Source organism: Streptomyces sp. NPDC001663, assembly GCF_042893105.1.
In the GTDB taxonomy this organism is placed as follows: Bacteria; Actinomycetota; Actinomycetes; order Streptomycetales; family Streptomycetaceae; genus Streptomyces.
Genome location: NZ_JBIAUR010000010.1, coordinates 270,795 through 296,755 on the forward strand (window position 1 = coordinate 270,795; position 25,961 = coordinate 296,755).

Here is a 25,961-nt window from a genome sequence, read left to right on the forward strand (position 1 = left end):
CATGAGCTGCGTCCGCATCTGGGAGCGCTCCCACCGTGTTGGGCAGCGTCACCCGTACCTCCGCCCGAGGAGCCCAGACGTGAAACGACGCAGAACCGTCCTGCTGACCCTGACGGCCCTGTTGGGGGCCGCCCTCACCGCGCTGCCGGCCGGCCCGGCCACCGCCGACGAGGTCGAGCAGCTCAAGAACGGCACCTTCGACACCACCACCGACCCCTGGTGGACGACCGCCAATGTCACCACGGGCCTGTCCGACGGGCAGCTCTGCGCCGCCGTACCGGGCGGCACCACCAACCGCTGGGACGCGGCCGTCGGCCAGAACGACGTCACCCTGGTGAAGGGGGAGTCCTACAAGTTCAGCTTCAAGGCGTCCGGTTCGCCCGAAGGGCATGTCGTACGGGCCGTCGTGGGGCTCCAAGTGGCGCCGTACGACACCTACTTCGAGGTGAGCCCGCAGCTGAGCGTCTCCGGGAACACGTACTCCTACACGTTCACCTCGCCCGTCGACACCACCCAGGGCCAGGTCGCCTTCCAGGCCGGCGGCAGCGCGGACGCCTGGCGGTTCTGCATGGACGACGCCTCGCTGCTGGGCGGTGTCCCGCCGGAGGTGTACGAGCCGGACACCGGGCCGCGGGTGCGGGTCAACCAGGTCGCCTATCTGCCCTCCGGCCCGAAGAACGCCACGCTGGTCACCGACGCCACCGCCAAGTTGCCCTGGCAGCTGAGGAATTCGGGCGGCGCGACGGTCGCCCACGGCTGGACCGTGCCGCGCGGGGTCGACGTCTCCTCGGGGCAGAACGTCCACTCGGTCGACTTCGGTGCCTTCCGCAAGCCGGGCAGGGGCTTCACGCTGGTCGCCGACGGGGAGAGCAGCCGGCCGTTCGACATCGGCACGAGCGCCTACGAGCAACTGCGGCTCGACTCGGTGAAGTACTACTACACGCAGCGCAGCGGCATCGCGATCCGCGACGACCTGCGGCCCGGGTACGGCCGCGCCGCCGGGCACCTCAACGTGGCGCCGAACCAGGGCGATGCCAACGTCCCCTGCCAGCCCGGCGTGTGCGACTACACCCTGGACGTCACCGGCGGCTGGTACGACGCGGGCGACCACGGCAAGTACGTCGTCAACGGCGGCATCGCCACCTGGGAGGTGCTGAGCACCTACGAGCGCGAACTGCTCGCCCGCACCGGGGAGTCGGAGAAGCTGCGCGACGGCACCCTGGCCATCCCGGAGAGCGGCAACAAGATGCCCGACATCCTCGACGAGGCCCGCTGGGAGCTGGAGTTCCTGCTGAAGATGCAGGTGCCGGACGGGCAGCCGCTGGCCGGCATGGCCCACCACAAGATCCACGACGAGCAGTGGACCGGCCTGCCCCTGCTGCCCAGCGACGACCCCCAGAAGCGCGAACTGCACCCGCCGTCCACCCAGGCGACCCTCAACCTGGCGGCGACCGCGGCCCAGGCGGCCCGCCTGTACCGGCCCTACGACCGTGCCTTCGCGGCCAAGGCGCTCACGGCCGCCCGCAAGGCCTGGACGGCCGCCCTCGCCCACCCCGAGATGTACGCCTCTGCCGCTGACGGCACCGGAGGCGGCACCTACGACGACACCAACGCGACCGACGAGTTCTACTGGGCGGCGGCGGAGCTGTATCTCACCACCGGGGAGAAGCAGTTCGCGGACTACGTCCTCAACTCCCCTGTGAACACGGCCGACATATTCGGCAGTCTCGGATTCGACTGGGGAAGGACCGCCGCGGCGGGCCGCCTCGACCTGGCCACCGTGCCTAGCCGGCTGCCCGGCCGGGACAGCCTGCGCCACTCGGTCGTCAAGGGCGCCGACCGCTACCTGGCCACACTGCAGGCACAGCCCTACGGTATGCCGTACGCGCCCGCCGACAACGTCTACGACTGGGGCTCCAGCCACCAGATCCTCAACAACGCGGTCGTCCTCGCGACGGCGTACGACATCACGGGCGCCTCGAAGTACCGGGACGGCGCGGTGCAGAGCATGGACTACATCCTCGGCCGCAACGCGCTGAACATCTCCTATGTGACCGGCTACGGCGAGGTCAACTCGCACAACCAGCACAGCCGTTGGTACGCCCACGAGCTCGACCCGAACCTCCCCAATCCGCCGAGCGGCACACTGGCGGGCGGGCCGAACTCCTCCATCCAGGACCCCTACGCACAGAGCAAACTCCAGGGCTGCGTCGGCCAGTTCTGCTACATCGACGACATCCAGTCCTGGTCGACCAACGAGACCGCGATCAACTGGAACGCGGCCCTGGCCCGGATGTCGTCCTTCGTGGCCGATCAGGGCTGAGGGCCCCTACGCTCCGGCCCACCTGCGCAGCAGCGCCTCGCGCTCCTCGCGGCGCGGGGTGCCGTCCGCGGCGTGATCGCGGCCCCAGGCGAGCAGCTCACCGATCGTCGAGACACGGTCGGTGAGCCGTTCCAGAACAGCGCGGGAGAGGTCGTACTCGACCGGCGTGTAGATGCCGCCGACGGCAGGGGAGTAGACGCTCACCTCCTCGGTGCCGTCGACGGTGTCCACCCGCACGGTGAAGGCCGGCGGAAGTACGCCGTCACCGGTCACCAGCACGACCACCGAGTCCAGGGCCATGGAGGCCAGCCGCCGTCCGGCGGAGCGCACGGCCACGTCGGCGGCCTCGATCCGCCGCACCTTCTCCCAGCTCCAGGACGAGCCATGCTCGAGCCCTAGAGTCTCGACGCCGTCCCCCGTCAGCCTGACGCCGGACGCGGTACCGACGGCCTCGGCTCCCACGTACACACAGTCATCAGTGAACCAGAACAGCCCGACCATGGTCATCGGTGCCTCCCCCAAACGGTGCCGACGGGCGAACGCCGGTACGCCGCCCGGGTGTCGGTGTGTGAGACGGCCCGGACCCGGTGGCGGTTGCACCCCCTCGCCGCGTCACTTCTGCTCGTGCTCCACGAGTTCCCGGGGCCGGTCGTGCGCGGTCAGGGTGTGCAATTCGGCCTGGCTGAGCGGCTGGTGCACCTCGACGTACTCGCCGTGCGGCAGCCGCTTGATCAGGCCGGTCTCCCGGCCGTGCAACACCAGTTCCCGATCCCGGAGTTGGAGGCCGAGACAGATGCGGCGGGTGACGACGAAGACGATCGCAGGCAGGACGAAGACCGCGACACGGACCGTCCAGGTGACCGTGTTGATCGACAGGTGGAGGCGGGTGGCGACGATGTCGTTGCCGCCGCCCGCCAGCAGGATCAGGTAGAGGCTGATCCAGGCCGCGCCGATCGCCGTGCGGTTCGGGCGGTTGCGGGGCCGGTCCAGGAGGTGGTGTTCGCGTTTGTCGCCCGTCACCCGGGACTCCAGGAACGGGTAGACGCCGATGAAGACCAGCAGCAGCGGGAAGACCACGATCGGTATCAGCACGCCGAGGACGAGCGTGTGGCCCCACAGCGTGATCTCCCAGCCCGGCATCACACGGACCAGGCCCTCCGCGAAGCCCAGGTACCAGTCGGGCTGGGCGCCCGTGGAGACCTGGTCGGGGCGGAAGGGGCCGTACACCCAGACCGGGTTGATCGTCGCCACGGCCGCGATCAGGCTCAGGGCGCCGAAGACCAGGAAGAAGAAGCCGCCCGCCTTCGCCAGGTACACCGGCATGAACGGGGTGCCTATGACGTTGCGTTCGGTCCGCCCCGGCCCCGCGAACTGGGTGTGCTTGTGGTACACGACCAGGACGAGGTGCGCCACGACGAGCGCGGCCATGATGCCGGGGATCACCAGGATGTGCAGCGAGTAGAAGCGAGCCACGATGTCGTGGCCGGGGAACTCGCCGCCGAACAGGAACATCGAGAGGTACGTTCCGACGATCGGGACCGACAGCAGGGCGCCGTTGACGAAGCGCAGGCCCGTCCCCGACAGCAGGTCGTCCGGCAGCGAGTAGCCGAACAGGCCCTCGAACAGGCCGAGGAACAGCAGCGTCCAGCCGAACAGCCAGTTGATCTCACGGGGCTTGCGGAACGAACCGGTGAAGAAGTGCCGCATCATGTGCGTCACCATCCCGGCGACGAACACCAGCGCCGCCCAGTGGTGCAGCTGCCGGATCAGCAGCCCGCCGCGCACGTCGAAGCTGATGTCGAGCGTGGAGGCGTACGCCTCGGACATCCGCACGCCGTTGAGCGGGATGTAACTGCCGTGGTACGTCACCTCGTTCATCGACGGATGGAAGAACAGGGTGAGATAGACGCCGGTCAGGATCAGCACGACGAAGCTGTACAGGCAGATCTCGCCGAGCAGGAACGACCAGTGGTCGGGGAAGACCTTGCGCAGGTACTTCCTGCCGAGCGTGTGGATGCCCAGGCGGCCGTCGAGCCAGTCGGCGACACGCTCGCCCCGTCCGGGCGTCTGCGTGGCGGTCACTTCGCCTCCTCCTCGTCCTTGTGCACATGCGTGAGCTTGTCGGGATTGGTGACGATGTAGACGTCGGACACCCGGTCGCCCTCCGGCGTGAGGTCCATGACCATCACGGCGTACGGGGAGTCGCCCTCGAACAGCACGGCCGCGTCGTCGCCGTTGACGCGGCGGTAGTGCAGGTCCATGACCTGCGCGCCGCGCCGGGCCGCGTACGAGGTGATGAGGCGGGCCGCCTTGTCCCGGCCGTGCACGGGACGCAGCCCGGCCGGCCTGCGCTTGCCGCCGCCGTCCGTCCACACCGTGACGTCCGGCGCGAGGATCTCCATCAGCGCGGCGATGTCCCCGCCGAGCGCCGCCCGCACGAACCGCTCCGTCGCCTCCCGCCGCACCCGCGGATGCGCCTGGTACAGCGGCCGCCGCGCGTGCACATGGGCCCGCGCGCGATGCGCGAGCTGCCGTACGGCCGCCGGGGTGCGGTCGATGATCTCCGCGATCTCCGTGTGGGCGTACCCGAAGACCTCGTTCAGGACGAACACCGCGCGTTCCAACGGGGTCAGCGACTCCAGGACCACCAGCATCGCCAGCGAAACGGACTCGTGGCGCAGCGCCGGGTCCTCGGCGCCGACGTCGTCCGCCACCAGCGGCTCGGGCAGCCACGGGCCGACGTACGTCTCACGGCGGCGGCTGATCGCGGCCCGGCGCTGCAGCGCGTGGTTGACGGCGACACGGACCAGATATGCACGGGGGTTGGTGATCCCGCCGGTGCCGCGGCCGGTCCACGACAGCCAGGTCTCCTGCAGCACGTCCTCGGTGTCGGAGACGCTGCCGAGCATGTTGTAGACGAGGCCGAACAGCAGCTGCCGATGGTCCATGAAGACATCGGTCGCCTCGTCGGCGACAGGACTTGCCGAGCTTTCCGTCATGTGTGGGCCTCCCCGGTGCCGCGCTCAAAGCTTCGAGGCCTCCAAGGGGTGCGAATGTGACACCGGGTGGGCGAAATGTGACGTAGCTCTCAGGGAAGCGTGGTCGTGTCACACTCGTCGTCCGCGCCGGCCTCTTGAACGCGAGACCGACGCAAGGAGACGAGCAATCCGATGAGCATCGACTTCACCGCCATGTACGCATCGCACGACGCCTTCCGGCGCGACCTGGAGCGCCTCGCGCGGGCCGTCGCCGACGGCCGGGCGGACACGCCCGGGGTCCGGGACGGCTGGGAGAACTTCAAGCGCCAGCTGCACATCCACCACACCGCCGAGGACAGCGATCTGTGGCCTCGGGTGCGCGAGCGCGTCGCCGGGCGTCCCCGCGATCTCGCCCTGCTCGACGACATGGAGGCCGAGCACTCCCGTATCGACCCGCTGCTCGACGCCGTCGACACCGCACTGGCCGACCGGGCACCCGAACTGCCCGATCTCGTACGGGCGTTGACGGCAACCCTCGACGACCACCTCAAGCACGAGGAGGACAGCGCCCTGCCACTGATGCAGGAGGTCCTCACGGCGGCCGACTGGGGCGCTTTCACCGGCCGCATGCGCGAGGTCCAAGGCCTGCGCGGTGCCTCGGTGTTCGTGCCGTGGATCGTCGACGGCGCCCCGGCGGCGGACCGTGCGGCTTTCCTGGGCGCCATGCCGCCGCCCGTCCGTGTCCTCAACCGCCTGTTCTGGCAGGCGAGTTACCGCCGCCGGGGAATCTGGGCGGGCGCCTAGGACGCGTCGTGGAAGACGATGCCCAGCGCATGCCTGCGGCCGGAGCGCACGGTGCTCACCCCGTGCCGCATCGCTCCGTCCGACCAGCCGCGCCTGGTGCGCACCGGCCGGTCCCGGGTGGTGAACACCAGGCCGTGGCCCTGCCGCAGCGCGGTCGCGGTGCCCCGGGACTGGGCCCTGGGCCGCTGCTCGACCATCAGGAACTCGCCGCCGGTGTAGTCGCTGCCGTACTCGTCGAGGCCCACGACCACCTGGAGCGGGAAGACCATGTTGCCGAACACGTCGCGGTGCAGGGCGTTCCAGTCGCCCTCGGTGTAGTGCAGCAGGATCTGCGCCGAGCGGTCCTGCCCGGCCGCATGACACCGCTCCAGCCACTCCTCCAGGGAGTCCGGCCAGGGCGCCGGACGGCCGAGCCGGGCCGCCCAGTCGCGGGCGACCGGCAGCAGGCGCGGATACAGGGCGGCGCGCAGGGCGGCCACCGGGGCCGGCAGATCGTGGGTGAAGTACCGGTACTCGCCGGATCCGAAGCGGTGCCGTGCCATGTCCACCGTGGTCCGGAACAGCTCCGGCTTCTCGTACAGCGCGGCCAGGTCGCGGCACTCGGCGGGTGTCAGCAGCCGCCCCGTCGGCGCGCTGCCGAGCAGGTCCAGCTCGGCGGCGAGCGCCGGCCAGTCGGTCTCGGCGACCCGCTTGCGGGCCTGGGCGGAGGTGAGAGTCACGACGGCTCCCTCACACCAGCATCGGCTGCAGCGCACCCTCGTGCGTGAGCAGCCGTACCTTGCGCTCGACACCGCCCGCGTACCCGCGCATCGAACCGTCGGCGCCGATCACGCGGTGGCACGGGCGGACGATCAGCAGCGGGTTGGCGCCGATCGCCGCACCCACGGCCCGGATCTCGGCGCGCGGCACGTCCAGCCGCCGGGCGAGTTCCCCGTACGTCGTCGTGCTGCCGTACGGGATCTCGTCGAGCGCCCGCCATACGCGCTGCTGGAACTCCGTCCCGTCCGGGGCGAGTTCGAGCTCGAAGCGGGTGGGCCGGCCCGCGAAGTAGGCGGACAGCTGGCGGGCCGCCGCGGTGAACGCCTCGTCGTCGCGGCGCCATTCGGGACGGACGATTGGCGCGTTGCGCTGCGCCGGCATGGAGAGCGAGGTGAGCATCGTCCCCTCGCCCACCAGAAGCAGTTCGCCGGCAGGGCTGTTGATCTTCGTGTACGTCGTCATGGCTCAAGTCTGCTGCGCCGCGGCGGCCGGAACCGGCGGGAATCGGACATGGTCCTCGGCCCGGGCGAGCGCTGGCCGGTACCGTAGAAAAGCTGCTGTGACCAGCAGGTATTTACGAGTAAGTACCTCGGCGGTACCGTGAAGGCATGCCAGCTCTGAATGTGGAGTTCAGCGACCGCGAGCTCGAGGACCTGCGGCAGATCGCCAAGGAACGCGGTACGTCGATGAAGGCGCTCGTGCGCGAGGCCGCGGCGGCCGACATAGCCCGGCACCGTGCGCTGCAGGAGGGCGCGGAGGCGTTCCGCCGCTTCTTCGCGTCCCACGCCGACGAGTTCGCGGCCGCCTTCCCCGAGGACGAACCAGCACACGGCGCCGAGGGGCGGGTCGCCTGACCGATGGCACCCGTCATCCATATCGACGTGCCCTGGCTGCTGCAGCGCCACGAAGAGGTCCTGCCGGAGCAGCCCACCATCAACGACTTCTCGGCGCTGGTCGCCGCCGTAGCCCGCCATCGCGTGGACCCGCCCCGCCTGGGCGTGGACTCCGACCCGGCCTGGCGGGCCGCCGCCCTGCTGCACACCCTCGCCCTGCTCAAGCCCCTGCCGGCGGCCAACGCCCGGTTCGCCTGCGCGACCGCCATGGCGTACATGTTCGTCAGCGACGTCGGCATCGACCCGCCCTACGGCGCCCTCGTCGACCTCGCCCGCGACCTGATCTCCGGCAAGACCGACGTCTACGGCGCCGCCGACCGGCTGCGCTCCTGGCAGATCTGAGAGCCCTCGTCTCCGGTGCTCGCCGACCCGCCCTCGGGGCCGCCGACCGAGGGCGGGAGGAACAAGGTCGGCGGCCCGTGAGGCGCAGGAGAGCCGCCGTCCTGCGCGTGGCCTCCGAGAAGGGCCGGTACCCAGTGCACTACGGGGTGGTGCACGCCGGGAGCGTGCGCGGTGCTCCGGCGCGTGCGCCTGTTTCACACGGGGCGCATGGAATGGCGAAAGGTCCTGCGGGTGAGGCGAGTTGCCGGCGTTTCTGACCAAGTTTCAAAGAGGCGGATGTTGCCCAAGTGCCTTGTTGGTCATGAGTGTGTTGTGCAAGGGTGAACTACCCGTGCGGGGGGTGTAATGGCCGGGTGTCGTTCGCCCTATGGGGATCCGGGTCGGATGGACGTACCTGAATTCACGCCCTCCTGATTTGTGCCATGTGCGTGGGAAGGAATCCGCTCAGTGCCCACCCCCCACCCCCCTCGTCCTCCTTACCCGCCGCCCGGCGGGGTTCCCGGAGAATCCGACGAGAACGTCGCCGCCCGGCTCCGGGGTCGTCCCGACGGCGAGATCGCTCATTCCGTCGCGCTGCTCATGGCGCGGCACTGGCAGCCGGCCCGCGACTACGCGGGCATCTGCCTCGCCTCCCCGGCCGACGTCGCCTCCATGGTGACGGCGGCCGCGTTCCACCAGGTCCTCGACCGGCTGGCGCTGGGCGAGCCGGCCCTCGCGCTGCGGCCCCGGCTCCTGGTGGCCGTCCGGGAGACGGTCCGGGTGTGGTCCGCGGAGGACCGAATATCGAGTGTTCTGCCGGAGCTGGAGAAACCCTCCGGCGGCCGCGGTATGCGTACGGCGAAGTCCATGACGCCCGAAAACCGCAAGCTGGCCGAGCGTTCATTCCAGGGCCTTCCCGGACTTGCGCGGTGTTTGCTGTGGCACACCGAGGTCGAGGCGGAGTCGATATCCGTTCCCGCCGGTCTGCTCGGCATGGATACCGACACCGCGTCGGCCGCGCTCGAACAGGCGCGTGAAAAATTCCGCGAGGGTTGTGTACATGCTCATCGGGAACTCGCACCGACCAAGGATTGCCGGTTCTACAACCGCCTCCTTGATGTTCCGATTCGCCGGGGCGGGGCGCTGCTGCCGGATGTCCAGCAACATCTGGCCCAGTGCCGCTACTGCCGTTTCGCCGCCGAACAACTGAGCCATTTCGAGGGCGGGTTGGGGATGCTCCTCGCCGAAGCGGTGCTCGGCTGGGGCGCCCGCCGCTATCTCGAATCCCGCCCGGGCCGTGCGAGCGGGCCGACGCGCACCCGGAGCTCCTCCCGGCACGGCGGCGGCCGCCCGCGCATCCTGCCCCGCATTGCCCTGCCCGGCCGCCGGCCGCCGGGGGCGCCGCGGAACTCGCGGGCGCTGCTGACCGGGGTGGGCGTCGCCTCCGCCGGGCTGATCGCCACGTTCGTCGTCGCCGGCCTGTGGTCCCAGGACGACGGCGTCGACCCGGCCGCCTCGACCAGCGCGAGTGACGGCGCGACACCGGGCGTCGGCTCCCAGTCCTCGCCCGGTACCGCCCAACTCCCCAGGGCGCCCGGGCAGTCGAGGCTGCGCAACGCCGCTGCCGACCTGTGCCTCGACATCAAGGGCAAGGTGAAGGCCGGCGCCGGCACCGAACTGGCGGCATGCTCCAACTCCCGGACCCAGCAGTGGTCGTACGAGAGCGACGGGCTGGTGCGCAGCGAGGCCGACTCCGGTCTGTGCCTGGACTCGCACGTGGACGCCGGTGTGGTCGTCCTCGGCAAGTGCGCCGGGGAGAAGGCCAAGCGTGGCGACGACGTCCGCTACGACCTCACCGTGCAGGGGGAGTTGCTGCCCCGCTGGGACGAGCAGCTCGCCCTCGCTACCACCGGCGACGAGCCGGGCGCCGACATCGTCGTCAAGGTCCGCGACCGCTCCGCGGCACAGCGCTGGCTGGCCGACCCGGCCGCATCGGCCACCCCGGGCTCGCTGTCGGTCACAGGGACGGAGACCCCGGCCGCGCGTTCCGTGCGGTTGTCGGAGCAGGCAACCTGAGGCAGGGCCGGTCCGGCGGATCAGGTCGGCTGCCGAGCCGGTCCGCCGGACAGGCCATGGTTCAGCTAACGACGTCCCGCGGCTGCCCGCCCGCCAGGAAGTCCGCCACGTTCTGCACGGCGGCCAGCGCAATGCGGATCAGCGTCTCGCGGGTGACCCCGCCGACGTGCGGCGAGAGCACCACGTTCGGTGCCTTGAGCAGGCGCAGGGCCGGGGTGGGCGGCTCGGGGTCGAAGACGTCGACGCCCGCCCCGGCCAGGGTGCCCTTCTCCAGCGCGTCCGCGAGGGCGTCCTGGTCGATCATCGCGCCCCGTGCCGTGTTGATCACGAACGCCGTGGGCTTGAGCAGCGCGAGCCGCTCGGCGTTCAGCAGATTCCGGGTCTCGTCGGTGAGCGGCGCGTGCAGCGAGACGTAGTCGGCGGTGCGCAGCAGTTCGTCGAGCGGGACGTGCCGGGCTCCGCCGAACCGTGCTTCCGTCTCCTCGGGCAGCCGTCGGCGGCCGGTGTAGACGATGCTCATGTCGAAAGCGGCCGCGCGGCGGGCGACTTCCTGCCCGATCTGACCGAGTCCGACGATGCCGAGCGTCTTGCCGGACAGCTCGGTCAGGGAGCGCTGGAGGCGGGGGAGTGCCCAGTCCACCTCCACGAGCGCGGTGTGCGCGGGGATCAGCTGTTTGGCGAGCGCGAGCATGAGCGCGAAGGTCTGCTCGGCCACGTTCTGCGACTCGGCGCCGCTGGAGCCGATGTTGGCCACCTGCACCTCCTGGGCACGCGCCGCGTCCACGTCGACGTACTCGAAGCCGTGGCTCGCGCACTGCACCAGCTTCAACTCCGGTGCGGCGGCGAGGTGTTGGGCGGTCACCGGAGCGAGCGCGGTGATGATCACATGCGCCTCGCGCAGCGCGTCCCGGTTCTCGTCTGCCGCTTCCACGACGGTGACGTTGGCCTCGCCGGGGAAGAGCGTGGCGAGTCCGGCCCCTGCGGCGCGGCCGCCGACGTGCGGGGCGATGACGGCGAGAACGTTCTTCGGGGCAGTGGTCATGCTCAGTCCTCGATGAGGTCGGCGGGGCCGATCGTGGCGGGCGTGGCGTGTCCGGACAGGGCGAGGGTCAGATCGAACTCGGCCAGCAGACAGCGGATCACGTGCTCGACGCCGGCCTGTCCGTCGAGGCCGAGCCCGTAGACGTACGGCCGCCCCACGAGCACCGCCTGCGCGCCGAGCGCGAGCGCCTTGAAGACGTCGGCGCCGGTGCGGACACCGCTGTCGAACAGCACGGTCAGCCGGTCGCCGACCGCCTCGGCGACGCGGGGGAGTGCGTCCGCGGCGCCCACGGAACCGGCCACCTGACGGCCGCCGTGATTGGAGACGACCACGCCGTCCATCCCGGCGTCGGCGGCGAGGCGGGCGTCGTCAGGGTGCTGGATGCCCTTCAGGACGATCGGGCCGTCCCAGTTCTCCCGCAGGAACGCCAGGTCCGGCCAGGTCTTCGCGGGGTCCGCGAACATGCCGAGGAAGTGCATCACCGCGGCGTTCGGGTCCTCGGCCGCCGGCTTGGCGAGGCCCGCCTGGAAGGCCGGGTCGGAGAGATAGTTGGCGGTGCCCACACCGTGCAGGAACGGCAGATAGGCCTGGTCGAGATCGCGCGGCCGCCAGGCGAGCATCGGCGTGTCGAGCGTGACGACCAGCGCCGTGAACCCGGCCGCCTTCGCCCGGTTGAGGAAGCTCCGGGCCACCTCGACGTCCTTCGGCCAGTACAGCTGGAACCAGCGCTCGGCGTCCCCCATCGCCTGGGCGACCTGCTCCATCGGCGTGCTGGAGGCCGAGGACAGGAGGTACGGCACGCCCTGCGCGGCGGCGGCCCGGGCGGCCGCGGACTCGGCGTCCGGGTGCATGATCGACAGCACGCCGACTGGCGCCAGGCCCAGCGGGGCGGGCAGCGCGCGGCCCAGTACCTGGACCGACAGGTCCCGCTCGTGCACGCCCCGCAGCATCCGCGGCACGATCCGGCGCCGCTCGAGCGCCGCCCGGTTCGCGCGTGCGGTGCTGCCGTCGCCCGCGCTGCCCGTCACATAGCCGACCGGGCCGGCGCCGAGGCGCTGCTCGGTCAGCTGCTCCAGCCGGGTCAGATCGGTGGGCAGCCGCGGTACGGCGCCCGACATCCCGTTGAGATAGATCTCGTACTGGAAGTCCGCCCAGTGCTTGGCCATGGACACGCCCCGCCTCTCGTCGCTGAGAACGCCCCTGCAGGCCGACCATACCGGCGGGTAGGTCAAGGAGGAGTCAGCGGGATCCCACCGACTCGCGCAGGACACGGGCCAGTTCGCGCGGCTGCGAGAACATCGGCCAGTGGCCGGTGTTCAGCTCCACCAGCTGCCACAACCCGCCCTTGAGCAGCTCGGCCACGGCGGGCGGCGGCGCGTCCCCGTCCAGCAGGCACTTGACGTACGTCGCGGGCAGGTCAGCGGGCGAGCCCTTCAGCAGGGCCGGTTCGGTCAGCGTGGCCCCGGGGTGCGGGGTGCCGTCGGACACGATGCGGGCGATCTGCTCGTCGGTCAGGCCCTGCCCCGCGTAGTCGTCCGCCTCCAGCGGCGGCCAGAACCCGTCGTGGTCGTCGATCGATCTGCGCACGTGATCGCTGGGCCAGCCGGACAGGAAGGACTCCCCGTCGAAGGGCACGTTCGCGTCGACGTACACGACCCTTCCGAGCCGGTCGCCGAGCCGCTCCGCCGCCTGTCCGACCGGGATGCCGGAGTAGCTGTGCCCGACCAGCACGACCTCCCGCAGGCCGAGGCGCTCCACCTCGTCGACGATGTCCTGGACGTGCGTCTGCTGCACCGCGGGCAGTGCTCTCTTCTCGGCCAGTCCGGACAGCGTCAGGGCATGGGCGTCGTCCCCGGCGGTGCGCAGTTCCGCGGCCACCTCGTCCCACGCCCACGCACCCAGCCACGCACCGGCGACCAACACGAAATGAGTCATGCCCGCAACGTAGCGGACGGGTCCGACAACGCCCCCTCGTCAACTCCCGCGCCCGGTCCCGTGATCGGCGGCACCGGCACCTCGACGGTACGGGCAAGGCGCGCACCCTCGGGCCCGTAGACCGCCCGCGGCTCCGGGAACAGCCGCAGCAGCGTCAGGAACAGCACCGCTGCCACGACCAGCGACAGCGGCAGGCTGATGTCGACGCCGTTCGCGAGATCGCCCAGCGGGCCGACGAACTGGCCGGGGATGTTGGTGAACAGCACGCCGACGACCGCGGACACCCACCACGCCGTCATGCCCCGCCAGTTCCAGCCGTGCGCGAACCAGTAACGGCCGCCGCGCTGACGGCGGTTGAAGACCTGCAGCGCGTCCGGGTCGTACCAGCCGCGCCGGGTGAAGAAGCCCAGCATCATCACGACCATCCACGGCGTGGTGCACGTGATGATCATGGTGGCGAAGGTCGAGATCGACTGCACGAGGTCCAGGCCGAACCGGCCGATGAAGATGAACGCGATCGACAGCACACCGACCAGCACGGTCGCCTGCACCCGCGACAGCCGGGGGAACACGGACGAGAAGTCGAGCCCGGTGCCGTACAGCGAGGTCGTCCCCGTCGACATGCCGCCGATCAGCGCGAGCAGACACACCGGCAGGAAGTACCAGGTCGGCGAGATCGCGAGCAGCCCGCCCACGAAGTCGGGGGCCGCCGGGTCGACGTACTTGGGCGCCTTCGCGGCGATGATGCTCGCGGTCGCCAGGCCGAAGACGAACGGCAGCAGCGTCGCGAGCTGCGACAGGAAGGCCGCACCGACCACCCGGCGGCGCGGGGTGCTCGCCGGGATGTAGCGCGACCAGTCGCCCAGGAACGCCCCGAACGACACCGGGTTCGACAGCACGATCAGCGCCGCGCCGATGAACGACGGCCAGAACAGCGACTGCGTCGCCGCGTCCGCCGACTCCGTGAAGACACCGGCGTACGACGGGTCGAAGTCGCCGCCGAAGGCGATCGCACCGAGCAGGAACAGCACCGTCGCCGAGGTCACCGCGACCTTGTTGACGAACAGCATGAACCGGAAGCCGTACACGCACACCGCGAGGACCAGTCCGGCGAACAGCGCGTACGCGACGACGTAGGAGAGGTTCGAGCGTTCCAGGCCGAACAGGCGGTGCGCGCCACCGACCAGGGCGTCGCCGGAGCTCCACACCGAGATGGAGAAGAAGGCGATCGCGGTCAGCAGCGACAGGAACGAGCCGACCACACGGCCGTGCACGCCCAGGTGCGCGGACGAGGACACCGCGTTGTTGGTGCCGTTGACCGGGCCGAACACCGCCATCGGGCACAGGATCAGCGCACCCGCCACGACCCCGAGCAAAGTGGCCGCGAGGCCCTGCCAGAAGGAGAGCCCGAACAGGATCGGGAAGGCTCCCAGGACACAGGTGGAGAAGGTGTTCGCGCCGCCGAAGGCGAGCCGGAACAGGTCGAGCGGGGTCGCGGTGCGGTCGGCGTCGGGAATCCGCTCGACGCCGTGCGCCTCGACCTCGGTCAGGGCCGGGGGCGGCGTGGCGGGGGAGGGGGCAGGACGCTCGGACGGCGAGGACTGCGGGGACTGCGAGGACACGGGGGCTCCAGCGGGGACAGGGCGGTGGAGCGCGGGGTGGCGCGGTGGCGGTGTCGACGGCCGGTCGTCGTCGCGGGGGTGTGCGGGCGGACCGGATGCCGTCCTCTTGCGGGTTTGCCGACGGTACGGCGCGGTGCAAGACCCGCACCAGAGGACGGTTCATCCATCTTTCGTGACTTGGGTGTACGAATCCTCCATCACTCCTCGTCCGTCGGGGCGTCCTCCGGCTCGGTGTCCGGGCCCTGCGCCCGCACCCGCTGGACGTGTTCGAGCGACTCCCGCAGCTCGGTGAGCCAGTCGTCGGTGTGGCGCTGGACGAGGCGCACGCACCAGGCGAGGGCGTCGCTGCGGCTGCGGGCCACACCGCCGGCGATGAGGGTGTCGAGGACCTGGCGCTCGGGCTGGCGCAGCCGGGTCATCACGGGCGCGGCGACATGCGTGAACAGGGCGCGCTCGCCGCCGCACACCACGCCCCAGGAGACCTTCCGGCGGAACCGGTGCTCGGCCTCGCGGGCCACCTCGATCCGCGCCTCCCGGGTGCGCTCCCGGAACTCCTGGACCCGGCCCTGTATCGCGGCCTCCCGCTCGGCGTCCGAGGCGCCCTCGGCGAGCCGCGGTTCGGGGATGCGGCCGATCACGGTGATCTCCTCGCGGTCCACCGTGAGTTCGACCAGCTCCTCGAAGAGGTCGTCGGGCAGTCGGCCCGCGAACCAGCCGCGCAGCTTCTCTTGTTGCTCTGTCGTAATCATGTAATGACGATTACTCGCACGTCTCATGAACACAAGGGGGTGCGGCGGAGTCAGCCGACAGCTCAACCGGAATGTTTCAGGCCTATTAACGAAGCAGGGAAAACCAGCCACTTGGCTGCTTCGAGCGATCAAGTTCCGCTCAGTTCCGGGGTTCGAGCGTTCGAACTCCGTAACTTCACGCCACTGATTCAACACACAAGGTTACTGAAACGCATGGGGTCGAGGTGTGTTTCCGCGGCGGACTCGGCAGACTCGCGCTCGCCGGTCCGGCACCAACCCGAGACGGTCCGGCAACACCCTCGAATCCTTGCGGAAGGATGCACACAATGCGGAACACCGCGCGCTGGGCAACCACCCTCGCCCTCACGGCCACCGCCGTCTGCGGACCCCTGACCGGAGCCGCCCTCGCAGGCCCGGCCAACGCCCCGGCCTCCCTCTACGCCCCCTCGGCCCTGGTGCTCACCCTCGGTCGCGGCGACAGCGCCGCCGTCGCGACCCCGCAACGCGCGGTCACCCTCAGCTGCGCCCCGACGGCCTCCGGCACGCACCCGGCGGCCGCCCTGGCCTGCGCCGAACTGCGAGGCGCCGGCGGCAACCTGGAGGCGCTGACGGCGAGAGACGACGTCTTGTGCACCAAGGAGTACGACCCCGTCGTCGTCACGGTCGACGGCGTCTGGCAGGGCAAGCGCGTCTCCTACGAGCGGACCTTCGGCAACGAGTGCGTGAAGAACTCCTACGGGATGAACGTCTTCACGTTCTGAGGGACCGGGATCGCGCGGTCCCCCGTGCGCATCTGGGCAGGCCCGCAGATGGGGAGTGCGAGCCCCTGTCGCGGGGTACCCGGCGATCTCGCACCAGGGGTCGGCAGGGCGGAGTGGGGCCGCCCGCCGACCCTTGGCATCACTGCCGCCCCTCCCCGGGAAGCTCGGGGAGGGGCGGAAAGCGGTTCAGCAATCCCGCGCCGGTCAGTAACCGGCGGATGCGCGGCCCGTCGGAGACGATCCGAAGACGACCGCCGCGCTCCCTGGCCCGCGACTCGGCCCGGCACAGGACGCGCAGGCCGGAGCAGTCGAAGAACTCGACCGACCGCAGGTCGACCAGCACGTCCGGCTGTGGCCGCGCGGTCGCCGCGTACAGGTGCTCCACCAGGAACTCCACGGTCGCCAGGTCGATCTCGCCCGCGACCTCGACCACGGTGAACCCGCCGTCGGCCCGTGTTCGCGCGTGAGCGTTCGCCGCGGGTGGTTCCGAAGCGAGGTGCTCCGCATCCGGCGTCATGTCCGCTCCACCTCGGCAAGGGGCGCATTTGATCTCGGTAGCTACCCCGGCGCGCCGGGGAACATCCCTGACGCGCCGCGCGCAAGATCTGATTCACCCGACCTGGTGAATTACGGCAGGAAGTCTTGACTTTCGTTCAGGTGGGACTTCAGGCGCGGTCGCGGTGACTCGTGTCGCACCAGGGAAAGCGGCGGCTGCGCCGGCACGTGCACAGGGCGACGCGGAAGCGGTCGGAGGCGACCGTGGTGCCGTCCTCCAGTTCCACCTCCACCGGGCCCTCCACGATCAGCGGGCCCCGGCGCTGCACCTTGATCCGGCGGGGAGTGTCAGACGGGGACTTCGGCACGGACGATCACCAGCTCTTCCCTTTCGTCGGTGGAGCCCAGCAGGCCCCGCTCGCGCAGCCAGCCCGCCCGCTCCCGCAGCACCGGACCGAACGCGATCCGGCGCCGCCGTGTCACAGCCGCCTTCAGCCCGCCGGCACGCAGGTGGCCGAGCGTCCGGTCGGGACCGCTGAGCGCGGAGTGGACCATCAGCAGGACACCGCCGGGGCGCAGCAGGTCGGGGGCCTCGCGGCAGATCCGGTCGAGGACGAGCCGGCCGTCGCCGCCCGCGTCCCAGGCCCGGGCCGCCCCGGACGGCCGGGCGCCGTCGAGCGGCGTCGGCACATAGGGCGGGTTGGAGAGGATCAGGTCGAAGGACTGGCCCCGCACCGGCGCGAACAGGTTCCCGTGCCGGATCCGCAGCGGCAGTCCGGCCATCCGGGCGTTCATGCGTGCCGCGTACACTGCGCGCCACGACACGTCCACCGCCGTCACACGGCTGCCGCGCCGTGCCGCCTGGAGCGCCAGCGTGCCGGATCCGGTGCCCACGTCGAGGACGTCCGAGCCCGGGGCGAGCGCCTCCTCGCCGAGGGCGCCGGCCAGCAGGTCGGTGTCCTCCTGCGGGGTGTACACGCCAGGCGGAGCCAGAGGATTCACCCGGCTCAGGTACCCGGGCGTTCAGGAAATATGGGAGATTTCAGAAAATTCGGGCGTTCTCAGTGATGACCTGCCCGCTCGCCAGGCGCTCAGCAGAAAGGCGGCGAAGCGGTCCTCGAGGTGGCCGGTGGCGTCGATGCCGAACACGACGTCGGGTGCCAGGTGCGGCTGCTCGGCCAGCAGACCGCCGATGACATCGTGGCGTACGACCTGTTCGTGTACGGCGTCGGCCTCGACGTGCTCGTCGTAGAAGTGCTCGGCGGCCGGCCCCGCGCCTGTGCGGCGCATGGCCTCGGCGAGCCGCCGGGAGCCGGGCGAGGAGGTGATCTCGACCGCGGCGAAGTGGCCCACCAGGGCGCCCCGCAGGGCGCGGTGCAGGCCGAACAGGGACATGAGGTTGACGGTGGCGAGGACCTCGGCGGTCGCCGCGTCCAGGTAGCGGCCGTACGTCGCGTCCAGACCGAGGTCGGTCATCAGGTCCGCGAACAGGCGCGCGTGCAGCCGGTCGGGTCGGCCGCCGCCGTACTCGTCGAACTCCACCGCCGCCATGGCCGCCTTGGCCCGGCCGGCGAGCCGGGGCAGCACCCAGGCGTGCGGGTCGGCCTCCTTGAGGTGGTAGAGGGAGCGTTGGGCGGCGTACTCGCGCAGCTGCCACAACTCGCCCTCGGCGCACAGGAAATGGGTCACGCCGGTGCCGCCGACGGGCTCGACCAGCAGCTCGGCCAGCGCGTCCTCGACGGTGTCGTGGACCGGGGTGTCCGCACGCAGCGCGACCAGGAAGCGGTGCTCCAGCGCCGCCCGGGTGCGCAGCAGGTCCGGGTCCCACTCGTGGTCCGCGGCCACGCCCGCGAAGCCGCGGTAGTGCAGCTCGTAGCAGAGGTACAGGGCGAGCTGGAGATCATCGCCGTAGGCGTCCGCGCCCGCGACGTCCTCGGGGCGCGGCAGCGGGCCGGCGCCGAGGAGGCGATCCTTCACGGCGGCCGAGATCCGGCCTCGCGGGGAGGGGAGCCGCGGGCCCTCGCGGTCGTGCGTCATGGGTGCCGGGTACCCGGGCGGCGGTGGGTCACCCGCCGTGTGACCAGCGAAATCTCGTGTGCGCTCGCCGACACCGGCTGCACGGGCCCATGCCCTGGCCGACAGTTGCGGGCGCCTCCGGACCAGGGCGTGGCCCATTCAGTTCGTCGCGGTCGCGATGTGCAGCGGCACCGGATCCGGGACCGGGTGCGACTCGTTGAGGCGGTTGACCTCCGCCCACCAGGATGCGCCGTCCTCGATGTGGCGCAGCAGGACGCCTTCGCGGATCGCCCATGGGCAGATCGTGACCGTCTTGAGGCCGATCAGCTTCATCGCCGTGTGGGCGACCACCGCGCCGGCCAGGCTCTGCTCGGCGCGCGGCGCGGAGATGCCGGGCAGCCGGGCGCGGTCGGCGGCGGGCAGGACCGACAGGCGGTCGATCGCCGCGCGCACGTCGCAGCGCGCCAACTGGCGCTCCACGAAAGGGCCGTGGCGCCCGGCCGCCGCCCCGCACAACCGCCCCAGCTGCTGGAACGTGCGCGAGGTGACCACCGCCGTGCGCGGTCCCTCCCAGCGGATCCGGGCGGCGACGTCCCGCAGTTGGTGCCGGACCTTCCGCCGCAGCGCCCGCACCTGGTCCGTCGCGGGCGGGTCCACTCCCTGGAGGAACTCATGGGTCAGCCGTGCCGCACCGAGCGGCAGCGAGGCGACGAAGTCCGGCAACCGGCCACGCCCGAAAGCCACTTCGAGGGAGCCGCCGCCGATGTCCAGCAGGGCGAGCGGACCCGACCGCCAGCCCATCCAGCGCCGCGCCCCGAGGAACGTGAGCTCGGCCTCGACCTCACCGGGCAGCGTGCACAGGCTCACCGCGGTTCGCGTCCGCACCGCGCGCAGCACCTCGAGTCGGTTCGGAGCGGCGCGCACCACGGCGGTTGCGAAGGCCAGCGGACCGGCCGCACCCCACCGGGTCGCGGTCCGGCTCGCCTCGGCGACCGCGTCGACGAGCCGCTCGATGTCCTCCTCCGGGATGCAGCTGCCCGGCTTCACGTGTTCGGACAGTCTCAGGCGCCACTTGGCGGTGTGAACCGGCAACGGCACCCCGCCCTCGGCATCCGCCACAACCAGCCGGACCGTGTTCGACCCCACATCCAGCACGCTGATTCGCATGGGCCCGTGAGTACCCAATTACGGGCAGTACAACGCCCGTCAGTCGCCGCGCCACGGGGTCAGCCGCGGCCACCAGCCCGGCACCGCCCGCCGGTAGCGGGTGTAGTCGGCACCGAACCGGCGGGTCAGTGCGGGCTCCTCGTACCCCTTCGCGAAGGCCCACATCGCGGCGCCGGCGCAGGCGCCGTAGCCGAACAGCACCGGCCGGGCGAGCAGCAGGCCCTGACCGGCGATCGCCGCGACCACGGCGATGTACATCGGATTGCGCACGTAGCGGTAGAGCCCGCCCACCACCAGGTGTTCGGGCGGCGCGACCGGCGCCGGCGTGCCCAGTCCCTCGACCACGAACCGCACATAGGCCGACAGCAGGACGACGGCCCCCGCGGCCAGCGGAACCAGACCGAGCGCACGCAACGGTGGCCACCAGTCCCCGGCCCGCCATCCGGTCAGCCACCACGGCAGCAGGACGACCACGCTGCCGGGCGCGACAAGCAGGAAGACCGTGGTCCCGAGTGCCGCCGCCTCTTTGCGCATACGGCCACCATGGCAGCGCAGAGGGGCCGCCGTCTCCCTGCGGACGGCGGCCCCTCGGACCAGTTGCGGCTCAGGCCGGAATGATCACATGCGTACGACTCGCAGCGATCACATGTGGACGACCGGTGCGGCCTCCGGGTCCTGCTCCGGCACCCCGCGGCGGAAGAGCAGGAAGGCGATCACCGCGCCGGCGGCGAACAGGCCCGCCGACCACCAGAAGGCGGTGGTGTAGCTCTCGATCGTCGCCTGCGCCTGGACCAGCTTGTTGGTGGCGTCCTTGCCGGCCAGGTAGTCGGTTGCGGCGCTCGCGGCGAGGGTGTTCAGCAGCGCCGTACCGATCGAACCACCCACCTGCTGCATGGCGTTGACCGTGGCGGAGGCGACGCCCGCGTCCTCGGCCGCCACCCCGCCGGTGGCCAGCTGCATGGCCGCCGGCATCACGAGGCCGAGGCCGACACCGGTCACGATCAGCTGCGGCAGCACCGCGCTCATGTAGCTCGAGCCGACGCCGATCCCGGTCAGCCAGGCCATGCCGGCCGCGGAGATCGCGAACCCCAGCGGGACGACGACCTTCGGCCCGATCTTCGGCACCAGGATCGTGGTGCCGACCTGCGCCGCCACCATCAGCGCGCCGACCATCGGCAGGAACGCCACACCCGTCTTCGTCGGGCTGAAGCCGAGGTTGAGCTGCAGGTAGTAGGTGAGGAACAGGAACACGCCGAACATGCCGCCGCCGGAGATCAGCACGGCCAGGAACGAGGCCGCCCGGTTGCGGTCCAGCAGGATGCGCAGCGGCAGCAGCGGGTGCGAGGCCCTGGTCTGCCACCAGGCGAAGGCCGCCAGGAGCACGCCGCCCACGGTCAGGAAGCCCCAGGTCAGGGCCGAACCCCAGTCGTGCGTCTCGGCGTTGGAGAAGCCGTAGACGAGGGAGAACAGGCCGGCGGCGACGAGCACCGTGCCCGGCACGTCCAGCTTGGAGTTCTCGGCGTCGCGGTGGTTGGTCAGCAGGAACCAGCCGCCCGCGAAGGCGACGAAGGCGATGGCGACGTTGACGTACAGCGTCCAGCGCCAGTCGAACGCGTCGGTCAGCACGCCGCCGAGCAGCAGGCCCACCGCACCACCGGCACCGGCGATGGCGCCGTAGACGCTGAACGCCTTCGCGCGTTCCTTGGCATCGGTGAACGTCGTGTTCAGCAGCGACAGCGCGGCCGGCGCGAGCAGTGCGCCGAAGGCACCCTGCAGGGCACGCGCGGTGACCAGCATGCCGAAGCCGTTCGCGGCGCCGCCGAGTGCGGAGACGGCGGCGAAGCCGACCACGCCGACGAGGAAGGCCGTCTTGCGGCCGAACAGGTCGGCTATCCGGCCGCCGAGCAGCAGCAGGGACGCGAAGGACAGCGCGTAGGCCGTGACGATCCACTGCCGGTTGCCGTCGGAGAAGCCGAGGTCGGCCTGGGCCGAGGGCAGGGCGATGTTCACGATAGTGGCGTCGAGGACCACCATCAGCTGCGCCAGGGCGACGACCGCGAGGATCCACCATCGCTTCGACGAGGCGGCGGGCGCGGCCTCGACGGCACCCGTGGAGGTGCTGTCGGTGAGGGTCTTCTGTGACATGCGAGAACCACTCCAGGGAAGTCGTTCGGGACTGTGGAACGACGAAACCTAAAACGAAACGGTTTCGTACACTAGGCAGCCTAGACCCTCCGCGAGCGAAACGGCAACGTTTCGCTTGGTGTGGTGTCCGTCTCTTATTCCTTGACTGGAATATAACCGGCGAGGCATATTGAACCCATGTCCGACGCCCCGCTCTGGACCGCTCTCGCCGATCCGCACCGGCGGGCCATCGTCGCGCTGCTCCTGGAGCGGCCGCGGCCCGTGGGGGAGATCGTGGAGGCGTGCGGTCTGAGTCAGCCGAGCACCTCCAAGCACCTGAAGGTGCTGCGGGAGGCGGGTCTGGTCCGGGTCCGGCAGGATGCGCAGCGCCGCGTCTACGCCCTCGACCCTGCCCCGATCGCCGAGCTCGACGCTTGGCTCGCCCCGTACCGCAGGCTGTGGAACCGCAGCCTGGACGCACTGGGCCGCCGCCTCGACGAGACGGCGCCGGACGATCCCGAGGAACCCACCCCGAAGGACTGATCCACCATGGCCGCTGATCTCACCGGCACATATCTGACCCTGGACGACGGCCGCCCCGCCGTCCGCTTCAGCCGCACCTACGACCATCCCGTCGAGCGCGTCTGGCAGTTCGTGACCGACGCCGACGAACTCGCCCAGTGGTTCCCGTCCCGCGCCGAGATCGACCTGCGCCCCGGCGGTGCGATCGCCTTCAGCGGCGATCCGAACATGCCGGAGTCGGCGGGCCGGGTGATCGCCGTCGACGAGCCGCGACATCTGTCCTTCAGCTGGGGCGGCGACGAGCTGCACTTCGATCTCGAGGCGCTCGACGAGAAGCGGACCCGCTTCACTCTCACCAATGTCCTCGAGGAGCAGAACACCGCCGCGCGCAACGGCGCCGGCTGGGAGGTCTGTCTGGCCGCCCTCGACGCGAAGGCCCGAGGGGAGCGCTTCGAGGGGCCGCACGCCGGTGCCGAGGCGCCCTGGAAGGAGATCTACCAGGCGTACATCGACGCCGGGATCCCCTCCGGGGCACCGGTACCGGGCATGGACTGAGTCACGCCATCTGCCGCCGCACCAGCTCGTGCAGCCGCCCGTTCGTGTCCGCGAGCAGCTGCGCGGGCGGGCCCTGCTGGGCGACCTTGCCGTCCTCCATGACGATCACGCGGTCCGCGTCCAGGACCGTCGAGAGGCGGTGGGCGATGACGATACGGGTGGCGTTGAGGGCCTTGGTGGACTCGATCACCGTGCGCTGTGTCTCGTTGTCGAGGGCGCTGGTCGCCTCGTCGAAGAAGAGGATGCGCGGCCGGCGGATCAACGCCTGGGCGATCATGAGGCGTTGACGCTGGCCGCCGGAGACGGCGCCGCTGCCCTGGACGATCGTGTGCAGGCCCATCGGCATCCGCTTGATGTCCTCGGCGAGCCCCGCCATCTCCGCGGCCGCCATCGCCTCCTCCGGCGTGTACGGCTCGGTGCCGCAGATGACGTCCAGGATGGAGCCGGTGAACGGCTGCGCGTGCTGCAGCACGACACCGCACTGGCGACGTACGGCCGACTGGTCCAGGGCGGCCAGGTCCTGGCCGTCGTACAGGACGCTGCCTGACACCGCTTTGTCGAAGCCGATCAGTAGCCTCAGCAGCGTCGACTTGCCGCAACCGCTCGGGCCGACGATCGCCACGAACTCACCCGGGCGGATGTCGAACGACACGTCGTCGAGGACCAGGGGACCGTCGTCCGAGTAGCGGAAGGACAGCCGCCGGGCCTCGATCGAGCCGGACAGCGGGCCCGGCCGGGTGCTCGCCATGCGGACCTCCGGAGTCGCCTCCAGCACCGGCTTGATCTCCTCGAACAGCGGCAGCGCGGCCACCGCCGACACGAACGCGCCGGTGAGCGAGGTGACCGAGGTCAGCAGCATCGTCACCGAGGTGTTGAAGGTGAGGAACGCGGCCGCCGACATCACCCCGCGCGCCGGGCCCGCAAGGAGCATGAACATCAGCAGGGTGCACAGCGGCAGGTAGACAGCGCCCATCACCGTGGTGAGGTTCTTGATGCGCCCCACCTTCTGCTGCAGTTCCCGGCTGCGCGCGAACTTCGAGGCCCAGGCCGCGTACGCGTAGTTCTCGGCGGCCGCCACCCGGAGCTTCGGCAGGCCGCGCAGGGTTTGGAACGCCTGGTTGTTCAGCTTGTTGCTGAGCACGACCAGTTTGCGCTGCCAGCGCACCTGCCACAGACCGAGCCCGAGGAAGGCGCCCGCGATGACGACGAGCATGCCGATCGCCGCCAGTGCCATCGAGGGGCTGTACCAGAACAGCAGCCCCAGGTTCATCGCGCCGACCGTCACCGACTGGGCGACGACGGGACCGAGTCCGGCCATCAGACGGCGAATCGAGCTGATGCCCATGGCCGCGCTGGCCAGCTCGCCGGTCGAGCGCTCGGTGAAGAACTTCGTCGGAAGCCTCAGCAGCCGGTCCCAGACGGCCGGTTGGAGCGTGGCCTCGATCCTGCCCTCCAGGCGCAGGATGGTGAGATTCTCCAGCAGCATGAAAGCCGCCGCCACGATGCTGGTCAGCATCACGGCCAGACAGACCTGAGCTATCAGCCCCGTCTGCGCCTTCGGGACGAACTCGCCCAGCACCTTGCCTGTCGCGATGGGCACGAGTGCGCCGATCGCCACCGTCACCAGGCCGCTGATCAGGAGGTTGCCGAGATCACCACCGGTTCCCTGCATGCTGAACCGCAGCAGCCGCAGCGGGCTCAACGTCCGTTCGGGCAGCGGTCGGTAGAACATCACCGCGCGGGGCTCGAACTCCTCCGCGTTCGCCTTCTCGATCGGCGTCTCGCGGCCGGTTGCCGGATGCACGGCCACGTATCCGCCGCGTCGCCACAGCAGAGCGACCGGAGCACCCGACAGGGCCCGGTGGCCGACCAGCGGGCCGATGTTGTCCCGCCACCAGCGGCCGTCCAGGCGTACGGCCCGGGTGCGGACGCGGGAGGCGATGGCCACGAGCTCCACCGGGTCGAGACGTTCGCTCTCCGTCCCGCTCTGCGCGGGCTCGGCCAGCGTGATTCCGGCCGCCTCGGCGACCAGCTTGCACGCGGCGTACGAGGCGTCCGCGTCGGCGGCCGTGGTGCTCTTCGACGAGGACTTGCCGATGGAGGCCAGCAGCGTGCGGTCGGCCTGGGCACGAACCGCCTCACCCGCCTTGATACCAGCGGCCGTTCGCGTCTCGTGGGTGCGCTCCAGCTGCTCGATCCAGCGGTCCAGCGTGGTCAGCAGCCGGTACTGCTGGTCGACCATGCTCTGCCAGACCGCCGGGTCCATCAGCAGGTCGGCGGCTGCCTCCGCGCCGTACAGGGAGCCGTACTGCACGCTGCCCGGCGGCACCTGCATCCAGAAGACGTCGTCGTCGTTCACCTCGGCGGCACGGTCGTTCGCCATCGGTGCCTGGAAGAGGACGGTCAGACTGCGGCCGACCCCGAGCGCGAGGGCGTACTCCAGCGGGCTCGTCGTCGGCGGTACGTACTGGGGGTTGCCGTACTCGTCGTAGGACCAGGTCTGGGTGTCGGCCGTCTGATACAGCTCGCGCAGGCCGATGCGGTGCACGACGCAGTCCCGCAACGGGCGGGCGACCAGGGTGTGTTGGGGACCAGGGACCGGGCCGAGGATCAGCGAGCCCGCCTCCAGCCGGCCGAGGTGGTGCCAGTGGCCCTGCTGTACGGCGTCCACCGCGAAGAGGTCGAGGCTGCCGGCCGCGACCAGCCACAGCACCTGAGGGCCCTCCAGGTCGAGCCGGGTCAGGCCCGAGCAGTCGACGTAGGTGCCCATGGAGCCGAGGGCGCCGAGAACGAGGTCGCCTTCGTGTGAGGTCGTCATC

General features: G+C 70.8%; 26 protein-coding genes. 8 read left to right on the forward strand and 18 right to left on the reverse strand.

Annotation, left to right across the window (positions count from 1 at the left end):
- Positions 1-79: 79 nt before the first annotated feature.
- Complete coding sequence (locus tag ACFY1L_RS31390) at positions 80-2,323, forward strand: glycoside hydrolase family 9 protein (RefSeq protein ID WP_388831554.1); 2,244 nt, start codon at positions 80-82, stop codon at positions 2,321-2,323.
- 6 nt (positions 2,324-2,329) lie between these two features.
- On the opposite strand, the gene ACFY1L_RS31395 is transcribed toward ACFY1L_RS31390, so the two are convergent.
- The 3 genes from ACFY1L_RS31395 to sigJ form a co-directional block, all read right to left on the reverse strand.
- Complete coding sequence (locus ACFY1L_RS31395) at positions 2,330-2,830, reverse strand: hypothetical protein (protein WP_388831556.1); 501 nt, start codon at positions 2,828-2,830, stop codon at positions 2,330-2,332.
- A 105-nt stretch (positions 2,831-2,935) separates the two neighbouring features.
- On the reverse strand, positions 2,936-4,405 hold the full coding sequence (locus ACFY1L_RS31400; protein WP_388831558.1) for a cytochrome bc complex cytochrome b subunit: 1,470 nt from the start codon (positions 4,403-4,405) through the stop codon (positions 2,936-2,938).
- The gene (sigJ, locus tag ACFY1L_RS31405) at positions 4,402-5,322 is read right to left on the reverse strand and encodes an RNA polymerase sigma factor SigJ (RefSeq protein ID WP_388831560.1); all 921 of its coding nucleotides are present in this window, start codon (positions 5,320-5,322) and stop codon (positions 4,402-4,404) included. Before sigJ ends, ACFY1L_RS31400 begins: the two co-directional genes overlap by 4 nt.
- A 171-nt stretch (positions 5,323-5,493) precedes the next feature.
- On the opposite strand from sigJ, the gene ACFY1L_RS31410 reads away from it, so the two are divergent.
- On the forward strand, positions 5,494-6,105 hold the full coding sequence (locus tag ACFY1L_RS31410) for a hemerythrin domain-containing protein (RefSeq protein WP_388831562.1): 612 nt from the start codon (positions 5,494-5,496) through the stop codon (positions 6,103-6,105).
- Here the strand turns inward: ACFY1L_RS31410 and ACFY1L_RS31415 are convergent.
- Together ACFY1L_RS31415 and ACFY1L_RS31420 are read right to left on the reverse strand one after the other, a co-directional pair.
- The gene (locus ACFY1L_RS31415; protein WP_388831564.1) at positions 6,102-6,824 is read right to left on the reverse strand and encodes a 2OG-Fe(II) oxygenase; all 723 of its coding nucleotides are present in this window, start codon (positions 6,822-6,824) and stop codon (positions 6,102-6,104) included. The genes ACFY1L_RS31410 and ACFY1L_RS31415 overlap by 4 nt on opposite strands.
- Before the next feature lie 10 nt (positions 6,825-6,834).
- Complete coding sequence (locus tag ACFY1L_RS31420; protein WP_388831566.1) at positions 6,835-7,326, reverse strand: methylated-DNA--[protein]-cysteine S-methyltransferase; 492 nt, start codon at positions 7,324-7,326, stop codon at positions 6,835-6,837.
- A 146-nt stretch (positions 7,327-7,472) separates the two neighbouring features.
- Here ACFY1L_RS31420 and ACFY1L_RS31425 point away from each other — a divergent pair, with 146 nt between their 5' ends.
- The 3 genes from ACFY1L_RS31425 to ACFY1L_RS31435 all read left to right on the forward strand — a co-directional run bounded on the left by ACFY1L_RS31425 (position 7,473) and on the right by ACFY1L_RS31435 (position 10,154).
- Positions 7,473-7,718 (forward strand): hypothetical protein, encoded by a 246-nt coding sequence (locus ACFY1L_RS31425; RefSeq protein ID WP_388831568.1) that lies wholly within the window; start codon positions 7,473-7,475, stop codon positions 7,716-7,718.
- Positions 7,719-7,721: 3 nt separating this feature from the next.
- A complete protein-coding gene (locus tag ACFY1L_RS31430) occupies positions 7,722-8,099 on the forward strand; it encodes a toxin Doc (protein WP_388831570.1) in 378 nt (125 codons plus the stop codon).
- 447 nt (positions 8,100-8,546) lie between these two features.
- Positions 8,547-10,154, forward strand: coding sequence for an RICIN domain-containing protein (locus ACFY1L_RS31435; protein ID WP_388831572.1), 1,608 nt, complete (start codon positions 8,547-8,549; stop codon positions 10,152-10,154).
- A 61-nt stretch (positions 10,155-10,215) separates the two neighbouring features.
- Here the strand turns inward: ACFY1L_RS31435 and ACFY1L_RS31440 are convergent, their stop codons facing one another.
- From ACFY1L_RS31440 to ACFY1L_RS31460, 5 genes are all read right to left on the reverse strand, one after another.
- Positions 10,216-11,196, reverse strand: coding sequence for a 2-hydroxyacid dehydrogenase (locus ACFY1L_RS31440; RefSeq protein ID WP_388831574.1), 981 nt, complete (start codon positions 11,194-11,196; stop codon positions 10,216-10,218).
- Positions 11,197-11,198: 2 nt separating this feature from the next.
- On the reverse strand, positions 11,199-12,362 hold the full coding sequence (locus ACFY1L_RS31445) for a lactate 2-monooxygenase (protein ID WP_388831576.1): 1,164 nt from the start codon (positions 12,360-12,362) through the stop codon (positions 11,199-11,201).
- Positions 12,363-12,435: 73 nt separating this feature from the next.
- Positions 12,436-13,131 carry an alpha/beta fold hydrolase gene (locus ACFY1L_RS31450; protein ID WP_388831578.1) on the reverse strand — a complete coding sequence of 232 codons (696 nt, stop codon included), beginning with the start codon at positions 13,129-13,131 and terminating at the stop codon, positions 12,436-12,438.
- Positions 13,128-14,681 carry a purine-cytosine permease family protein gene (locus ACFY1L_RS31455; protein WP_388831886.1) on the reverse strand — a complete coding sequence of 518 codons (1,554 nt, stop codon included), beginning with the start codon at positions 14,679-14,681 and terminating at the stop codon, positions 13,128-13,130. Before ACFY1L_RS31455 ends, ACFY1L_RS31450 begins: the two co-directional genes overlap by 4 nt.
- Positions 14,682-14,950: 269 nt before the next feature.
- Entirely contained in the window at positions 14,951-15,502 is a 552-nt protein-coding gene (locus tag ACFY1L_RS31460) for a hypothetical protein (RefSeq protein WP_388831580.1), read from the reverse strand.
- Positions 15,503-15,828: 326 nt separating this feature from the next.
- Between ACFY1L_RS31460 and ACFY1L_RS31465 the strand changes: the two genes are divergently transcribed.
- On the forward strand, positions 15,829-16,263 hold the full coding sequence (locus tag ACFY1L_RS31465) for a protease inhibitor (protein ID WP_388831582.1): 435 nt from the start codon (positions 15,829-15,831) through the stop codon (positions 16,261-16,263).
- 139 nt (positions 16,264-16,402) lie between these two features.
- On the opposite strand, the gene ACFY1L_RS31470 is transcribed toward ACFY1L_RS31465, so the two are convergent.
- From ACFY1L_RS31470 to ACFY1L_RS31500, 7 genes are all read right to left on the reverse strand, one after another.
- Positions 16,403-16,780, reverse strand: coding sequence for an STAS domain-containing protein (locus ACFY1L_RS31470; protein WP_388831584.1), 378 nt, complete (start codon positions 16,778-16,780; stop codon positions 16,403-16,405).
- A 148-nt stretch (positions 16,781-16,928) separates the two neighbouring features.
- Entirely contained in the window at positions 16,929-17,126 is a 198-nt protein-coding gene (locus ACFY1L_RS31475) for a CDGSH iron-sulfur domain-containing protein (protein WP_388831586.1), read from the reverse strand.
- Positions 17,107-17,760, reverse strand: a complete 654-nt coding sequence (locus ACFY1L_RS31480) for a HemK2/MTQ2 family protein methyltransferase (RefSeq protein ID WP_388831588.1) — start codon at positions 17,758-17,760, stop codon at positions 17,107-17,109. The genes ACFY1L_RS31475 and ACFY1L_RS31480 overlap by 20 nt, the downstream gene beginning before the upstream one ends.
- A gap of 21 nt (positions 17,761-17,781) precedes the next feature.
- Positions 17,782-18,795: an iron-containing redox enzyme family protein gene (locus ACFY1L_RS31485; protein ID WP_388831590.1), complete on the reverse strand. Its 1,014-nt coding sequence runs from the start codon at positions 18,793-18,795 to the stop codon at positions 17,782-17,784.
- A 138-nt stretch (positions 18,796-18,933) separates the two neighbouring features.
- Positions 18,934-19,941: a Ppx/GppA family phosphatase gene (locus ACFY1L_RS31490; RefSeq protein ID WP_388831592.1), complete on the reverse strand. Its 1,008-nt coding sequence runs from the start codon at positions 19,939-19,941 to the stop codon at positions 18,934-18,936.
- A 39-nt stretch (positions 19,942-19,980) separates the two neighbouring features.
- Complete coding sequence (locus tag ACFY1L_RS31495; protein WP_388831594.1) at positions 19,981-20,475, reverse strand: methyltransferase family protein; 495 nt, start codon at positions 20,473-20,475, stop codon at positions 19,981-19,983.
- A 108-nt stretch (positions 20,476-20,583) separates the two neighbouring features.
- Complete coding sequence (locus ACFY1L_RS31500; protein ID WP_388831596.1) at positions 20,584-22,086, reverse strand: MFS transporter; 1,503 nt, start codon at positions 22,084-22,086, stop codon at positions 20,584-20,586.
- Between the two features lie 177 nt (positions 22,087-22,263).
- On the opposite strand from ACFY1L_RS31500, the gene ACFY1L_RS31505 reads away from it, so the two are divergent.
- Both ACFY1L_RS31505 and ACFY1L_RS31510 read left to right on the forward strand, forming a co-directional pair.
- The gene (locus ACFY1L_RS31505) at positions 22,264-22,608 is read left to right on the forward strand and encodes an ArsR/SmtB family transcription factor (RefSeq protein WP_388831598.1); all 345 of its coding nucleotides are present in this window, start codon (positions 22,264-22,266) and stop codon (positions 22,606-22,608) included.
- A gap of 6 nt (positions 22,609-22,614) precedes the next feature.
- Positions 22,615-23,142 (forward strand): SRPBCC family protein, encoded by a 528-nt coding sequence (locus ACFY1L_RS31510; protein WP_388831600.1) that lies wholly within the window; start codon positions 22,615-22,617, stop codon positions 23,140-23,142.
- A gap of 1 nt (position 23,143) precedes the next feature.
- Here ACFY1L_RS31510 and ACFY1L_RS31515 read toward each other — a convergent pair whose 3' ends face one another.
- Positions 23,144-25,960, reverse strand: coding sequence for an NHLP bacteriocin export ABC transporter permease/ATPase subunit (locus ACFY1L_RS31515; protein ID WP_388831602.1), 2,817 nt, complete (start codon positions 25,958-25,960; stop codon positions 23,144-23,146).
- Position 25,961: the final 1 nt, after the last annotated feature.

Bases quoted from the DNA above. Each gene is read 5' to 3' on its own strand.
- ACFY1L_RS31395 (WP_388831556.1), bottom strand. From the start codon at position 2,830: ATGACCATGGTCGGGCTGTTCTGGTTCACTGATGACTGTGTGTACGTG.
- sigJ (WP_388831560.1), bottom strand. From the start codon at position 5,322: ATGACGGAAAGCTCGGCAAGTCCTGTCGCCGACGAGGCGACCGATGTC.
- ACFY1L_RS31410 (WP_388831562.1), top strand. From the start codon at position 5,494: ATGAGCATCGACTTCACCGCCATGTACGCATCGCACGACGCCTTCCGG.
- ACFY1L_RS31420 (WP_388831566.1), bottom strand. From the start codon at position 7,326: ATGACGACGTACACGAAGATCAACAGCCCTGCCGGCGAACTGCTTCTG.
- ACFY1L_RS31425 (WP_388831568.1), top strand. From the start codon at position 7,473: ATGCCAGCTCTGAATGTGGAGTTCAGCGACCGCGAGCTCGAGGACCTG.
- ACFY1L_RS31430 (WP_388831570.1), top strand. From the start codon at position 7,722: ATGGCACCCGTCATCCATATCGACGTGCCCTGGCTGCTGCAGCGCCAC.
- ACFY1L_RS31440 (WP_388831574.1), bottom strand. From the start codon at position 11,196: ATGACCACTGCCCCGAAGAACGTTCTCGCCGTCATCGCCCCGCACGTC.
- ACFY1L_RS31445 (WP_388831576.1), bottom strand. From the start codon at position 12,362: ATGGCCAAGCACTGGGCGGACTTCCAGTACGAGATCTATCTCAACGGG.
- ACFY1L_RS31450 (WP_388831578.1), bottom strand. From the start codon at position 13,131: ATGACTCATTTCGTGTTGGTCGCCGGTGCGTGGCTGGGTGCGTGGGCG.
- ACFY1L_RS31460 (WP_388831580.1), bottom strand. From the start codon at position 15,502: ATGATTACGACAGAGCAACAAGAGAAGCTGCGCGGCTGGTTCGCGGGC.
- ACFY1L_RS31465 (WP_388831582.1), top strand. From the start codon at position 15,829: ATGCGGAACACCGCGCGCTGGGCAACCACCCTCGCCCTCACGGCCACC.
- ACFY1L_RS31470 (WP_388831584.1), bottom strand. From the start codon at position 16,780: ATGACGCCGGATGCGGAGCACCTCGCTTCGGAACCACCCGCGGCGAAC.
- ACFY1L_RS31485 (WP_388831590.1), bottom strand. From the start codon at position 18,795: ATGACGCACGACCGCGAGGGCCCGCGGCTCCCCTCCCCGCGAGGCCGG.
- ACFY1L_RS31490 (WP_388831592.1), bottom strand. From the start codon at position 19,941: ATGCGAATCAGCGTGCTGGATGTGGGGTCGAACACGGTCCGGCTGGTT.
- ACFY1L_RS31495 (WP_388831594.1), bottom strand. From the start codon at position 20,475: ATGCGCAAAGAGGCGGCGGCACTCGGGACCACGGTCTTCCTGCTTGTC.
- ACFY1L_RS31500 (WP_388831596.1), bottom strand. From the start codon at position 22,086: ATGTCACAGAAGACCCTCACCGACAGCACCTCCACGGGTGCCGTCGAG.
- ACFY1L_RS31505 (WP_388831598.1), top strand. From the start codon at position 22,264: ATGTCCGACGCCCCGCTCTGGACCGCTCTCGCCGATCCGCACCGGCGG.
- ACFY1L_RS31510 (WP_388831600.1), top strand. From the start codon at position 22,615: ATGGCCGCTGATCTCACCGGCACATATCTGACCCTGGACGACGGCCGC.
- ACFY1L_RS31515 (WP_388831602.1), bottom strand. From the start codon at position 25,960: ATGACGACCTCACACGAAGGCGACCTCGTTCTCGGCGCCCTCGGCTCC.